This is a genomic window from Streptomyces sp. MspMP-M5 (assembly GCF_000373585.1).
In the GTDB taxonomy this organism is placed as follows: domain Bacteria; phylum Actinomycetota; class Actinomycetes; order Streptomycetales; family Streptomycetaceae; genus Streptomyces.
Window position 1 is genome coordinate 150,862 of record NZ_KB891907.1, and the last position, 13,699, is coordinate 164,560.

Here is a 13,699-nt window from a genome sequence, read left to right on the forward strand (position 1 = left end):
GATCATGCCATGACGGACTCCGATGGCGCGTCCGGCGCCGCTGACGAGGGCGTGCGACGGGTGGTGGAGGTCCGACTCCCCACCACCTACGGGGAGTTCCGGGCGGTCGGCTATCTCGACCGCCGCACCGGCACCGAGCAGGTTGCCCTGGTCCAGGGGGATCCGGCGGGGGAGCGGGTGCTGACCCGGCTGCATTCGGAGTGCCTGACGGGCGACGCCTTCGGCTCCACGCACTGCGAGTGCGGTGAGCAACTGGCCGCGTCGCTCCGGGCGATAGCGGAGGAGCGGCGCGGCGTCCTGCTCTACCTCCAGGGGCACGAGGGCCGCGGCATCGGGCTGCTGGCCAAGCTGCGGGCGATGCGGCTTCAGTAGGACGACGGTCTGGACACGGTGGACGCGAACCTCGCGCTCGGGCTGCCGGCCGACGCCCGCGACTACGCCTGCGCGGCCGGGATGCTCCGCGACCTCGGCGTCCGCTCGGTACGACTGCTGTCGAACAATCCGCGCAAGGGTGAGGCGCTGGAGCGGTACGGGGTCCCGGTCGCCGTACGGCTGCCGCTGCTGGTGCCGCCCGGCGCGGAGAACCTCCGCTACCTCCGCGCCAAGCGGGAGCGGCTGGACCACGACCTCCCGCATCTGGACGGCATCCCCGGCCCGCCCTGACCAGGAGACCTCGATTTGTCCGGATCGCGCCAAAATTTCCTGTCCCCACATCTACACATAAAGGCGACATAAGGGCAAAATAAAGGTGCGCGGCTGATGCCACGCGACACGGCCCGACTTGTGAGCGAAGGAGGCGAGTCGTATGGCCGACGTCTCACACCCCAGGGGAGATCTCGCTGGTCACCCCGACGTTTCCGAGATGAGAGAGCGGTTTGAGCGGACGGTCGGCGGGCGTGATGTGGTGCTCGTCGACGGGCCGGTCTTCCTGGTCGGTCTGTACTGCGCGGTATCCCCGTGGATCGTGCACTTCACCGCCTCGCAGCCGGCGCTGATGAGCCACAACCTCATCGTCGGCATCGCGATCGCCCTGCTGGCGGTCGGGTTCACCGTCACTCCGGAGCGCATGTACGGCCTCAGCGGTGCGATGGCTGCGATCGGTGTCTGGCTGATCATCTCGCCCTGGGTCGTCGGGCGCGGCCCCGACGCGGGGGTCATCTGGAACAACGTCGTCATCGGCGCCCTGACGTTCCTGCTGGGCGCGCTGTGTGTCGCCGTGGCGTCGAGGAGCCGCCGTGTCACGTGAGACGCGCCCCCGCGCGGGCGCGTGAGAACCACCGGCCCGCCTGCCCTTCGGTTACAGAGCGACGGCAGGCGGGCCGGGCACGTCCGGCGGCGTACGGACGGTTCCCAGTCGACTACCGACGGTGGTCGGAATCCCGGCCGGGCGGCCGGTTCGGCGTGACGAGCTGCCCGGCCACACCGGCCAGCACCAGCCCACCGGCCAGCACCAGCCCGTGCGCCAGCGCCACCCCGGTGACCAGCACCGCGATCGCGGTGGCCAGTATCAGCCACACCGTCCAACGCCGGAACGGCGCCGCGGTTGCCGCCCAGGGGGCGGCATCGGGCGGGAACTCCTCCGCGAGCTCACGGAGTCGGGGGTCGTCGTCGGGGCACACAAGCGTTGTTGTGCCCTTGGGGTGCTTGCGCCTAACCCCACGTTGTCGGCTTCCTCGCCGTAGCGGTTCGCCATTTTGCGTCTGGCGGCGCTTGCCGTTTGCGCCTGCGGCGCGTTTCCCGGCCCGCTTCGCGGGCTTGTTGGTCCGCTGCGCGGGGCTGTTCGGCCGCGGTGCCGGGCCTCCGGGGCAGGGGGTGGGTCCGGACTGCTTCGCTTTACGTCCGGACCCACCCCCTGCCCCTCCGACCCGTCCCCTCCCGTTGGGGAGTGGAGAAAGGCCCAGATCCCTGACCGATAGTTGAATCTCTCAACCACTCTGGCGCTTACGCGGGCGGAAGGATCGGCCCGCCCTGGTCTACTCCGGCGAAGTGCCGTTCACCGACGGAGGATGGTTGGCCGAGAGGGTTCTGACGTACTCGTACGCGGCCAACTCGAAGCGGTCATCCCCGGTTTCACGCGCGTGCTCCACACACCACTCACGAGCCTCACCAGGGGAGGCGGTATCCACGCAGAATTCCCCGCAGACAAGGCACTTGGCCACGTGCCGCACACTCCACTCCGGATCGATCTGGAGAGCCCATTCCGCCACCCTCTTACGCTCCCTCATGACGTCCCCTCCGGACCTTTCGGAGTCTCTTCGACCGCATCCTGCAAGGCTTCGACACATGCGGGCAGAGCGGTCAGAATCTCTTCCGCCTCATGCTCAGTCAGCTCATCGACCCACGCGATACGGGACCTGAGGGCATCCCGTGCGGCATCGAGCTGGCGGTAGAGCCCCCGATACCGCACGTGCCGGTTCCACGCTTCCTCGATCTGGTCGCACCACTGCGGCCGGGCGTCCCCACTCACCGGGACACTGCCTTCCGCGTGTGGCGGTGCCTCTCCAACTCCAGCGTGCACATAGCTGCGAGCGCACGTTTGCCGTTCTTCCGGTGCTCGGCGCGTTGCTTCACCAGTTCCGCGCATCAACAGGCTTCGGCTCCGGGTACGGGTCCGGCAGGTGCACGGGGTCGCTCAGACCGGGCATCAGCCAGCCACCTCCACCCCGTGAATCCAACGCGGCCCCGCGTCGACGCCGTGTACCGCGAGCCACAGCGCCCGGCGCCGGGCACGCTGCAGCCGCCGCTCCTGGCGCTCCTGGGGGGTCAGGATGTACGGACGGATCAACGCCACATCCTCACCCCGCAGCAACCGCTGTTCGGCGGGGACGCGCGGGATGCTGAGCGTGGGGGTGTCGGGGTGTTCGGGGGTGGAGGGTGCGTCGCCGGACCGGTGACGACCCTTGCCGGGCAGTAACGCCCGAAGCAGCAGTTCGAAGATCCACGCGCTATGTTTGCGCATGTCGTCAACCTCCCAGGGGTTGATGGCCATGCCCCCGGGCCGTCGCCACGGTCGCGGGGGTCTGCTGTCGGTCGGACGGGAGTGACCGTATGGCCCCTGGGAAGAAGGAGGGGGCACACTTTGTGCCCCCTCCCTCAGACCGTCAACATGCCGATCTTGACGGCGAGTTCGCTTGCTCGGCGCCGCTGAGCCGGGTTCTTGGACTCGCTCTCTTCCAACACGATGCGCCTGGCATAGCCGTTGTAACGGATGGTTTCCGGCGCAGCTTCGTAAGCCTTGTCGAGAGTGGCTAGCGCAGCTTCGGTCTGCCCATCGAGCTGGTATCCGCGCGCTTCCTCAATGCGATGCCTGGCACGGCGGGGGCGCGAAGGGATTGCGGTGGCGTCCGCAACGGCCGCTTGGCGAACGCTCTCGGCTCCCGCATGTAGCTCAACTGCGACAGTGACCGCGTGTGCCCCTATAACGGTTCGCGAGAATGACGTTACGGGGTGGTAGTAGTCGGCGGGCAGTCGTGCAGCCATAGCACGGGCTGTGTCCCAGTATCGCCAGGCGGTTCCCGTTTCACCACGACGGGCGGCCGTGTATCCAGCTTCGAATTGGAGGGCTCCGGTGATGGCGAGTACATCGTCACTGGCGTCGGGCAAGAGCGGTTCCAGATACCGGAGCGTCTCCAGATTCACCGCGTCCGCCGCGTCGAAGTGAGCGGGACCGCTGTCACGATGGGCTTGTGTCGCGAGCCAAGCCGCGACGCCGATTGCGTGAGGATCTGCGGATTCTTGTGCGGAGACCATCCCGCGCTCCACGACACGCCACAATAGCGAGGCGTCGGGCTGGTACGCGATGAAGAACTGGCTCAGGCTGTACACCTCCGACAAGACAGCTTGAGCTGTGCGTCGCTCGCTCGACGAGTCGGCTTGGAGCACGGCAAGTTGCGCATCCTGAATGAGATCGGGCAATAGGGCCCCGATAGCGTCACGGTGATTGGGTGCCGAGTGCCGGGCACTCCAAGCACATTCAAGGCGTTGCCGCAGGTGCGCTTGAGTTGGGGCCTCTCCCTGTGTCGTCAACGGAAACGCGTTGATGGCTGAGCGCACCAAAGGGAGTCGAGCGTGTCCGGGGCCGGTAAACAACTCAATTGCCATTGACTGATCACCAGTGAGTTCCGATAGGTCACCGACCCTCAGAGCTTCGGCAATGCGCAAAACCATGGGGAGCTTGGGCATTTGAAGGCGCCCACCCTCAACTTGCTTGACCCAACTCGCTGACTTCCCCAGTAGACCAGCCATGACACCACGGCTCATGCCGCGACGGGTCCGAAGGATCTGCATCCGCTGTCCGAAGGCAACCGGCTCAGCGAACGGGTCCGAGGTAGTATCTGGAGACACGGCCTTGCCCCTCTCTGTACAGCTCGTCACTGCCAGGGTACGGGGTAGGGCCGTCCCTGTTGATTCCTTGCGGGTGCCACTTCCCTCACGACAAAGGCGAACGGTGCCGCACACTCAAGGGCCACCCTCATGCCCCGGAGCGTCAGAGTGGTTGACAGGTGCAACGATCGGACAGAATCAGGGAACTCTCTCTACTCCCTCTCCCGTCGGGTGTCATGAAGACGGTTGCTGGGGGTGACCTCAATGGTCTCCGACCGGTCGCTCATTAAAAAGACGTAGCCATCAGCCCAGAACCCGCAGGGGCCCACCGGACGCGCGCTCCAACGCACCTGGCTTCCACCCAACCCACGGGAGGGGACGGGTCGGAGGGGCAGGGGGTGTGTCCGGACGTAAAGCGAAGCAGTCCGGACACACCCCCTGCCCCTCCGACCCGGCACCGCACCCAACAGCCCCGCGCAGCGGACCAGCAACTCCCGCGAAGCGGGTCGGAAAAACGCGCCGTCAGGCGCAAACGCAAGCGCCGCCAGGCGCAACAAGGCGAACCCCTACGGCGGGGCAGCCGACAACGTGGGAAGCAAAGCCAAGCGCAGCGAACCGTCACTCACGAGGGTGACCCCAGTTCCCGCCGCTCCGCTCCCCGCGTCCTCGCAGGTCGTCGGGGTTCCCCGCCCGGTACGGGCGATACGGCACACTGGCCCGGTGGCGAGCAACATTCCGGAGGAGTCGACGAGCTTCGTCGGCCGGAGGGCCGAACTGCGGCGACTGAGTGGCGAGTTGATGCGGCACCGGCTGACGACCCTGACCGGGCCCGGTGGCGTGGGAAAGACCCGGATCGCGGTGCGGGCCGCCCAGGCCGCCGCCGCGCGGTTCCCCGACGGCGTGCGCTGGGCCCCGTTGTGGCCCTTACAAGGCGACCAGCTCCTGGTCGCCACCGTCTGCGACGCCGTGCGGCTGGCGGACCACTCGGCGCGGACGCCGGTGGACGCGCTCTGCGCATGGCTCGCCGACAAGGACCTGCTGCTGGTCCTGGACTCCTGCGAACACCTCGTCGCGGCCTGCCGCGACCTGGTCGGCGACCTGCTGACCGCCGCCCCGGGCCTCACCGTCCTGGTCACCAGCCGCCAGCCGCTGGGTGTCGCCGGGGAGCGGATCACCGAGGTCGGCCCGCTGCCCTGCACCGGCGACAACGACGCGCTGACCCTCTTCACCCAGCGGGCCGGTACCGCGGCCCCCGACCTCCGGCTCACCGACCCGGCCAACGCCCGGGCCGCGGACCTGATCTGCCGACGCCTCGAAGGCATCCCGCTGGCCCTGGAGCTGGCCGGTGCCCAGCTGGCGCACCGCCCGCTCGCCCAGGTCGCCGAGCGGCTCAGCTCCCGCCTCGATGCCCTGGACGGCACCGGCCTGCCCTGGACGCCGCGCCACCGCACTCTGCGCAACGCCATCGGCTGGAGCCATGAGCTGTGCGCCCCGTTGGAGCGGCTGCTGTGGGCCCGGCTCTCGGTCTTCCGCGGCACCTTCGACGCCGACTCCGCGGCCGCGGTCTGCGCCGACGGCCCGCTCTCCGCCGACGGGGTGCGCACCGCGCTGGCCGGCCTGGCCGCCAAGTCCGTGCTCAGCCGGGAGGGGAGCCGCTTCCGGATGCTGGACACGCTGCGCGAGTACGGCCGGATGTGGCTGGCCGAACTCGACGAGGCGGACACCGTCGCCGACCGGCACGCCGAGCACTTCGTCGGCCTCGGCCGCCGCGCCGAACACGGCTGGCTCGGCCCCGACCAGGTCACCTGGTACGGCCGGATCGCTGAGGCGTACGTCGACCTGTGCACCGCGCTGGACCATCTGCTGGGCCGTGCCCCGGGCCGTGCCCAGGAGCTGTCCGCGGCCATCGGCTTCTTCTGGAGCTGCTGCGGCCATCTGCACGAGGCCCGCGACTACCTGGAGCGCGCGCTGGCCGCCCAGGACTCTCCCGGTCCGGCCCAGACCCGGGCCCTGTGGGCGCTGGGTGTCGCGGTGCTCCTCCAGGGAGATCTGGAGACCGCCGAGTACCTGGGCCGGCAGTGCGCCCGGGCGGCCCGGGAGGACGGCGACCAGGACGCGCTGCTCGCCGCGGGCTACCTCATCGGCCTCACCCACCTGATGGCCGGCCGCCCGCTGACCGCCCACACGGTCGCCGGCCAGGTGCTCGGCCCGCCCCCGCACGACCCGTTCGGCTCCGCGAGCCGGCTGCGCTGCCACCTCGTACGGCTCTTCGCACTCACCGCCCTCGGCCGGCTCGACGAGGCGCGGCACGAGGCCACCGCGCTGCGGCACGGCTGCGTCCAGCGCGGCGAGTACTGGTCCCGCTCCTACACCGACTACCAGCTCGGCCTGATCTCCCTCTTCCAGGGCCGGCCCGACGAGGCCGCGGACCACGCCCGCGCCATGCTCGCCGCCAAGCAGTTGATCGGCGACAACTTCGGGATCGCGCTCGGCCTGGACCTGCTGGCCGCCGCGGTCGCCGCCCAGGGCAACGCCGCGGCCGCGGCCCAGGTGTACGGCGGCGGCCAGGCCGTCTGGCGCACCGTCGGCCACCCGCAGCGCGGCACCCCCGAACTCCGCGCGGTGCGCGAGGAGTGTGAGCAGCGGGCCCGCGCGGTGCTCGGCGACGAGGCGTACACCGCGGAGTTCGACCGGGCCGCCGAGCAGGACCCGGAGGAGCTGCTCGCCCGCATTCTCGCCGGGGAGTTGTGACGGCCGGTCCGGCCCGCGCTCAGCCGTCCTCGCCGGCCAGCGTGTACAGCAGCTCGTAGGCGGTGGTGGCCAGCCGGCAGGTCCGGCCGCGGCGGGTGGCCAGCGCGACCAGCCCGGTCCCGGACGCCGGGTGGTAGCCGGCGAACGCCTGCTGGCCGAAGGTCGCCCCGACGTGGAAGAGCAGCGGTCCGCGCGCCGCGGGGTGCTGGTACCACGTCAGGGTGTGGGTGTTGTGGTGCCGCCAGCCGCGCCGCAGCAGCGGGACCCGCACCAGGCGCAGCGCCTCGGCCAGCGGACCGTCCTCCGGGAAGAGGTGTGCCTCCAGGTAGGTGAGCAGGTCGTCGGGGGTGGCGCGGACCGCCCCGGAGGGGGCGAAGGCGCCCATGTCGGTGCTGCGGACCGGGGTGATGCCGTTGGTGCGGTGGCCGATGGCGTCGGTGCCGGTCGCGCCGGGCGCCAGGGTGGTGCCGGTCAGGCCGAGCGGCTTCAGTACCCGGGCGGTGAGGAGGTCGGCGTAGTCCGTGCCGGTGGTGTGGCTGATCGCCGTGCCGAGCAGCGCCGGCCCGAAGTTGGAGTAGTGCCAGCGGGTGCCGGGCCGGTGGCGGGGCCGGGTCCGGGCGAAGGTGGCCAGCAGCCGTTCGGTGTCGTAGCCGGCGTAGCTGTTCTCGTACGGGCGGACCACGGCGCCGAACAGCAGGTCGGTGGGGACGCGGGGCAGGCCGGAGGTGTGGGTGGCCAGGTGGCGCAGGGTGATCCGGCCCGAGCGGGGGTGGCGCAGCGGCAGCCGCGGGAGCCGGGCGGTGAGCGGGTCGTCCAGGGACAGCGTCTTGTCGACGACGAGGTCCGCCAGCAGCAGCATGGTGAACGTCTTGGACAGGGAGCCGAGTTCGTAGCGCAGGGCGGGGCGCGGGGTGGGCGGTGCCAGCGCGGTGCCGCCGGCGGCCACCGTGCGGTGGCCCTGGCGAGTGACGGCGAGGACGACGTCCGGCGCGTCGATCTGGTTCACCGCCTCCGCCAGTCGGTCCGCGAGCGCCGGCCCGCCGGGTGCGGTCCGCATCAGCCGGCGTCCGCGGTCAGTGCGCGGGAGGTGGCCATCGCCGAGGCGAACGCGGCGACCAGCGTGGGGTGGTGGACGAGGTCGAAGACCACGTCCGGATCGCCCTCGGGCATCCCGCGCTGGACGGGCATCGCGCCGGACGCGTCCTGGGCGGCGGCGAACCGCTCCCACATCTGGGCGTCCAGGGCGGGCCGCGGTAGGCAGGCGTCCACGACCAGGAACTCGCCGATCAGGTCCCAGTGTTCGAGGTCGGCCCAGTCGTCCAGCCAGGCCGGCAGATAGCGGGTGAGGTAGTCGGCGAGGTCCGGCGGCATCCGGTCCGGGGCCTCGCCCCAGTTGGTGATGTGGAAGACGGTGTGGGTGATCTCGTACGCGATGTGCAGCTGGACCGTCCAGGGCTCGGGCATCCGGCCCAGCCAGGTGCGGGCCAGGGCCTGGTCGAAGTCGGCGCTGGGCGCCAGCCCGAGCCTGCGTTCGGCGTTGAGCACGCCGAGCCGCCGGTAGGGCGCCATCTCCAGGGCCTTCCAGGTGGTGGTCTGCCGGGCGACGGCCAGTGCCGCCTCCAGGCCGGGGTGGCGGTGGCCCAGTTCGTGGAACGGCGCGTAGATCTCCAGGGGCACCGGGGAGTGTGGCTCGTCGTGCTGGTGCTCGGCCAGGAGGTTGCCGCCGTCGAGCAGTTCCCGCCAGGCGAAGTCGAGCAGGGAGCGGGCCCGGGTGCGCTGCCGGGAGCCGGCCACGCCCTCCCGGAACAGCACCTGCATGTTGATCGCCAACTCGCCGACGGGCTTGAGGCGTTCGATCCTCGCGCGGCCGGTGGTGCGGTCCTCGGGGGTCAGCCGGAAGTGCTCGCGGTGCGCGTCGAGCCAGCTCAGGGCCCGGTCGCCGATCTGGTGCAGCACTGCCGGGGAGGCCGGCGGGGCCTGGGACGCAGCCGTCACGGTCACAGCGCAGCCTCGCTTTCGCAGGGGGCCGGGCCGGCCACCGCCACCGGGTCGGCCCCGGCCTCGTCCGAGGCGGTACGGGCGAGGGTGGCGGCGAACGCGGACACCAGGGTGGAGTGGTAGCAGGCCCAGAAGTCCTCGGTGGGGTCGGTGGGCCGGGGCACGGTACCGGTTTCGGGCAGACCGCCGTCGGCGCCCTGTGCGGCGGCCAGTCGTCGCCAGGCCGCCGCGTGGTAGGGGGCCGCGGGGAGGATGGCCGCGACGGCGAGCAACTCGCCGACCAGGTCCCAGAGTTGCTCGTCCAGCCAGTTCTCCAGCCAGGAGGGGAGCCAGAGCCGCAGGTATCCGGCGGTCTCGGGGGTCAGCCGCCGGCGGTCGCGGCCCCAGTCGGTGAGGTGGAGGACGTCGTGCGTCACGCCGTACGCCGCCCGGACGTCCAGTGCCCAGGGTTCCGCCAGCATCCCCAGACCGGTCTGGGCGAACTTCTCGTCGAAGTCGTCGTGTTGGGCCAGTCCGATGCGGCGTTCGGCGTTGAGCACCGCCAGGGTGCGGGTGTGGTCCTCGCGGGCCACCCGCCAGCCGCGAAGGCCGGTGGTGGTCGGCACCAGCTCCTCCACGGCCGGGTGCCGCAGCCCGGCCTGGGCGAAGGCCCCGTAGATCTCCACCGGGTAGGTGGCGTACGGCTCGCCGCGGATCAGCTCGGCGAAGAGTTCGCCCTCGCGGGTCTCCTGCCAGGCGAAGGCGAACAGCTCCGCCGCCGCCGCCCGCAGGTCGGCGCGCGGGTGCCTGGTGGCGATCTGCCCGCTCAACTCGGCCAGTTCGCCCAGGGGTTTGAGGGTGCGGTTGGGGTCGGCGTCGGTGGTGACGTCCGGCGGCAGGCGGAAGAGATCCCGCTGCTCCGTCAGCCAGCCCAGGCTGCTGCCGGCCACCCGGTCCAGCAGCTCCGGGTCGCCCCGCCCGGCGGTCACCAGCCCCGCCCGAAGAACCGCTGGGCGGCCACCACGTGCAGGGCCACGCGGGGGTCGCCGCCGCCCATCTGCCGTACGAACGCCAGCCCGGCGTCCAGCCCCAGGGTGGGCGGTACGTCGGGGAGCCGGGCCAGCCAGCGGCCCACCCCGGCGGCCTGGAGCCAGTCGCGGCGGCGCACCGCCCGGACGAAGCCGCGGGCCAAGTCATCGGTCCGCGCGGCCAGTTGATCCGCCACGTCGGCTGCCAGGCCGGGCAGGGCCAGCGCCGCGAGCTGCGAGATCCGGTGCGCGAGCCGTGGCCAGGGGGCGGTGTCGAGCCACTCCGTGCCGGCCTCGGGGGGTCGTGGCCAGGGCGGGGTCCCGGAGGGGAGGTAGGCGTGCGTGGCCTCGACCAGCCCGCGGTAGCTCCATGCCGATACTTCGGAAGCGTCCGCGCCCGGCGGGAAGTTCGCCAGCGTCTGCCGTACCACCGCCTCGTCGTCCGCGCCCACCGGCACCGCACGGTGCTCCAGTGCGTACGGGGCGAGTGCGTCGGCGCCCAGGACCCGGACCGCGGCCGGGGCGAGCGGATCGCCCTGGCGCAGGATCCGGGAGAGCGCATAGGGGTCGCCCCCGCCCTGGAGGGCGAGGGCGACCCCGGTTGCGGCATCGGCGATCACAGCGCTGAGCGAGACAGCTCCCTGCGTCTGTTCAGCCAACACGGTTCCTCTCAGCGGGCGCCGGACTTGGGGCGCGGAGTGGGCGGCGAGAACAGCAGTGCACCGAGCAGAATCACCGCGCCGCCGCATTCGCGGCTGTCGCGGTAGATGCCGTCGGGCTCGGCGGGGCTGAGGAGCCCCTCGACCTCGGAGGCCAGGGCAGCGGTCTCGACCGGCGCTGTGGGATCCGTAACCATGTGATCAACTCCTTCGATGAGCGGGGACACCAGGCTGACATTTGGCATATACGGTCGCAATCCGGATGATGACCGTGTGTGACTGGGTTGCAAGTTACTGCGGCGTGTCGCTATGACGGCCGATGATCAAGGTCCCCACAACTCCCGTGCGTGCCAAGGGCGTTGGCGGTCATGGAAGCGCGAGCGTCGGCCCATTGCTGCCGCCGTGCGCTGCCCGCGCAGGCCCGAACGCCCCCGTTCCGCACTGCTCTGATCGGTGGGTTTCCGGCGGTGGATCACCAACTCTGCGCCCAGCGCCGCCCCTCGGCTTCGCACGACGCGGTCGAGCCGCCCCAGGCGTGCGCGGGAAGCCTGGCCAGGCACCCGGGACCGGCCTGGATCGGAGGAGGCAACACCGGACTGCTGCTCTGGTTGATCATGAGCTGTCCCGTGGTCACCGCCGTCAGGGCGTGGGCGGCGCGATGCTGAGGGCCAACTCCAGCGCGATCCTCACCGACGCCTTCCCGGCCGACCGGCGCGGGCTCGCCCTGGGGCTGGGCCGGCTCACCCCCGGCCGGCAGCGCCCGGCCCCCGGCTCGGACGGGCGGGGCGGCGCCCCCGTCCGCCGCCCGGGCAACGGCCGGGGGTGACGCCGGGCCCGGGGCGGACCGACGGGCCGCCCGGCAAGATCGATTTCGCCGGGACTTCCTGTACCGCGGCTCGCCGCGCCCGTAGAGTGCCGACGTGCCCTCGTACAGCATTGGCCAGGCAGCGCGGCTGCTGGGCGTCAGTTCCGAGACAGTCCGCCGCTGGGCAGACGGCGGGCAGTTGCGGATGGACCGGGACGGCGCGGGCAACCGCGTGATCGACGGGGTGAGCCTGGCCGCGTTCGCCAAGGAACGGGCTCTGGGGCAGCACCCGGTGCCCGGCGAGATCCGCACCTCGGTCCGGAACGCCTTCGCCGGGATCGTAACCGCGGTCACCCTCGACGATGTGATCGCCCAGGTCGAGATCCAGTCGGGGCCGCACCGGGTGGTGTCGGTGGTCAGCCGGGAGGCCGTCGAGGACCTGGGGATCGAGGTCGGCGTCGAGGCCACCGCCCGGGTCAAGTCCACCCATGTGCACGTGGACCGGCCGGCCGGACGCGGCTGACCCGCCCCGCGCCGCAGTCGTCAGCGGCACAGCAGCGCCGCGTGCAGATCCAGTTTGTGGTCGAGCCGGGACAGGTCGCGGCCGGTGAGCGTCTCGATCCGCTGGATGCGGTAGTGCACGGTGTTGACGTGCAGATGCAGGATCTCCGCCGTCCGCGCCCAGGACCCGTGCTGGGCGAGGAACACCTCCAGCGTCTCCATCAGCATCCGGTGCGAGGCGCTGCCGCCGCGCGCCAGCGGCCCGAGCACCCGGCTGCTGAACGCCGTCCGCACCTCGGCGGGCACCCCGGAGAGCAGCGCGCCCAGCGTGGTCAGCTCGTCGACGGAGGTCACCGCGGCGCCGTCCGGGGCGGCCGACCGGGCCGCGGCCAGGGCGTAACGGGCCTGGCGCAGCGCCGAGTCGAGGTCCCCGGCGGTGGCCGCCGGGCCGCTCACCCCGGCGTGCAGCGGCGCCTGCGGACGGCACTCGTGCAGCGCCGGCCATATCGCGTCGAGGGGCGACGGGGTCGCCTTCCCGGAACCGGCGGCGATCACTGCGGCGGGCTGGCCGCCGGGCAACAGCCCGGCCGCGAACGGCTCGTCGGGGGAGTGCCGCAGCGCCTCGGCCAGTGCCCGGACCGCCTGGTCGGGCTCCGCGTCGCCCAGCGCGGCGACCACCACGCGGAACGGGCCGTCCGCGGGCAACCCGCAGGCGTGCAGTGCCGCGTCGAGTGCCGACCGCTCGGCGGTGTCCGCGGCGGCCAGCGCCAGCAGGGCGTCCGCCGCCCGCCGCGCGGCCGTCTCCCGCGCGCTGTCGTGGTGCCGGTACTGGGCGAGGACCTCGGCGATCTCGTGCAGTACCCGCGGCGGTGCGTCGTCCGCGCCGCGCAGATGCAGGAACCACGCGTCGTACGGCCCCTGTTCGCCCTCGATCCGCAGTGTGGTGCCGGCACCGGCGGCCACGTCCCGGCGAGCCTGACGATGCGTCAGTTCCGGTGCGGCGGGGGTGCGGGCGACCACCCGGCCGGTGGCGGTCAGCAGATGGCACGCCGGGCCGCCCAGGTGCGCGAACGCCCGGTCCAGCAGGGCGTCCGGCGCGGCGCCCTCGGCCAGCAGCCCGGCGAGTTCGGTGCGGACGTTCTCCGGCAGCGCGTAGTGCCCGGCGGGCCGACGGCTGAGGTCTCCCCAGCGGCGCAGGTACACCGCCTCGGTGATGGCCCGGAAGGTGGTGTGCGCGGGCACCGCGAGCAGGGCGACCCGGTGCGCGCGGCAGGACTCGACCAGGACCTCCGGCACCGTCCCGTGGGTCTCCTCCCCGGCCAGCAGCGCCGCCGCCCCCGCGTCCGCCAGCGCCGCCACGAAGCGGTCCACCTTCTCCCGGTCGTCCCCGGGTGCCCACCACACCAGTCCGCTCAGCACCAGCTCTCCTGGTTGGAGGAAGCGGGCGGGGTCCTCCAGGTCGGTGGCGGTGACGCCGCTGACCTCCCGGGCGAGCAGCGAATCCTCGCCCCACAGGACGGTCAGGTCGAGCGCGGTGAGCTGGAGAAGATCGTGGACGTGCATGCGGTGGCTCCTTGGACGGCTGCCGGGCGCCTGTCCCGGCATCTCACATTCACCAGGCGAATGCGGGTCCTGGCATCGTAAATGCCAGCCGT

At 71.9% G+C, this 13,699-nt stretch carries 13 protein-coding genes and 1 pseudogene; 5 read left to right on the plus strand and 9 right to left on the minus strand.

All coding sequences use genetic code 11. From position 1 onward, the window contains the following. Positions 1–9: 9 nt before the first annotated feature. Positions 10–663 (plus strand): annotated as a pseudogene (gene ribA / locus B073_RS41140) (GTP cyclohydrolase II). 142 nt (positions 664–805) lie between these two features. After that, positions 806–1,246, plus strand: a complete 441-nt coding sequence (locus B073_RS0125485) for an SPW repeat protein (protein WP_026247717.1) — start codon at positions 806–808, stop codon at positions 1,244–1,246. Positions 1,247–1,358: 112 nt separating this feature from the next. Here B073_RS0125485 and B073_RS41145 read toward each other — a convergent pair whose 3' ends face one another. The 3 genes from B073_RS41145 to B073_RS0125510 all read right to left on the minus strand — a co-directional run bounded on the left by B073_RS41145 (position 1,359) and on the right by B073_RS0125510 (position 4,344). After that, complete coding sequence (locus tag B073_RS41145; RefSeq protein WP_018540920.1) at positions 1,359–1,619, minus strand: hypothetical protein; 261 nt, start codon at positions 1,617–1,619, stop codon at positions 1,359–1,361. Positions 1,620–2,644: 1,025 nt separating this feature from the next. Further along, a complete protein-coding gene (locus B073_RS41150; RefSeq protein WP_018540923.1) occupies positions 2,645–2,989 on the minus strand; it encodes a hypothetical protein in 345 nt (114 codons plus the stop codon). Between the two features lie 104 nt (positions 2,990–3,093). Then, positions 3,094–4,344 (minus strand): helix-turn-helix domain-containing protein, encoded by a 1,251-nt coding sequence (locus B073_RS0125510; RefSeq protein WP_026247718.1) that lies wholly within the window; start codon positions 4,342–4,344, stop codon positions 3,094–3,096. Between the two features lie 699 nt (positions 4,345–5,043). Between B073_RS0125510 and B073_RS0125515 the strand changes: the two genes are divergently transcribed. Then, positions 5,044–7,074: an ATP-binding protein gene (locus B073_RS0125515; RefSeq protein WP_026247719.1), complete on the plus strand. Its 2,031-nt coding sequence runs from the start codon at positions 5,044–5,046 to the stop codon at positions 7,072–7,074. Positions 7,075–7,093: 19 nt separating this feature from the next. Here the strand turns inward: B073_RS0125515 and B073_RS0125520 are convergent, their stop codons facing one another. Genes B073_RS0125520 through B073_RS0125540 form a run of 5 tightly spaced genes read right to left on the minus strand, consistent with a single transcriptional unit; the run spans position 7,094 to position 10,935 of the window. Beyond that, a complete protein-coding gene (locus B073_RS0125520) occupies positions 7,094–8,131 on the minus strand; it encodes a serine hydrolase domain-containing protein (RefSeq protein ID WP_018540926.1) in 1,038 nt (345 codons plus the stop codon). Further along, on the minus strand, positions 8,131–9,075 hold the full coding sequence (locus tag B073_RS0125525) for a DUF6895 family protein (RefSeq protein WP_018540927.1): 945 nt from the start codon (positions 9,073–9,075) through the stop codon (positions 8,131–8,133). The genes B073_RS0125520 and B073_RS0125525 overlap by 1 nt, the downstream gene beginning before the upstream one ends. Continuing rightward, positions 9,072–10,040 (minus strand): DUF6895 family protein, encoded by a 969-nt coding sequence (locus B073_RS0125530; protein WP_018540928.1) that lies wholly within the window; start codon positions 10,038–10,040, stop codon positions 9,072–9,074. The genes B073_RS0125525 and B073_RS0125530 overlap by 4 nt, the downstream gene beginning before the upstream one ends. After that, complete coding sequence (locus tag B073_RS0125535) at positions 10,037–10,699, minus strand: hypothetical protein (protein ID WP_018540929.1); 663 nt, start codon at positions 10,697–10,699, stop codon at positions 10,037–10,039. Before B073_RS0125535 ends, B073_RS0125530 begins: the two co-directional genes overlap by 4 nt. Positions 10,700–10,749: 50 nt before the next feature. Beyond that, entirely contained in the window at positions 10,750–10,935 is a 186-nt protein-coding gene (locus B073_RS0125540; RefSeq protein WP_018540930.1) for a hypothetical protein, read from the minus strand. Positions 10,936–11,396: 461 nt separating this feature from the next. Between B073_RS0125540 and B073_RS47285 the strand changes: the two genes are divergently transcribed. Next, complete coding sequence (locus B073_RS47285) at positions 11,397–11,564, plus strand: hypothetical protein (RefSeq protein ID WP_199788200.1); 168 nt, start codon at positions 11,397–11,399, stop codon at positions 11,562–11,564. A 94-nt stretch (positions 11,565–11,658) separates the two neighbouring features. Continuing rightward, the gene (locus tag B073_RS0125550; protein WP_026247720.1) at positions 11,659–12,066 is read left to right on the plus strand and encodes a TOBE domain-containing protein; all 408 of its coding nucleotides are present in this window, start codon (positions 11,659–11,661) and stop codon (positions 12,064–12,066) included. 20 nt (positions 12,067–12,086) lie between these two features. On the opposite strand, the gene B073_RS0125555 is transcribed toward B073_RS0125550, so the two are convergent. After that, positions 12,087–13,607, minus strand: a complete 1,521-nt coding sequence (locus tag B073_RS0125555) for a helix-turn-helix domain-containing protein (protein ID WP_018540933.1) — start codon at positions 13,605–13,607, stop codon at positions 12,087–12,089. Positions 13,608–13,699 lie beyond the last annotated feature (92 nt).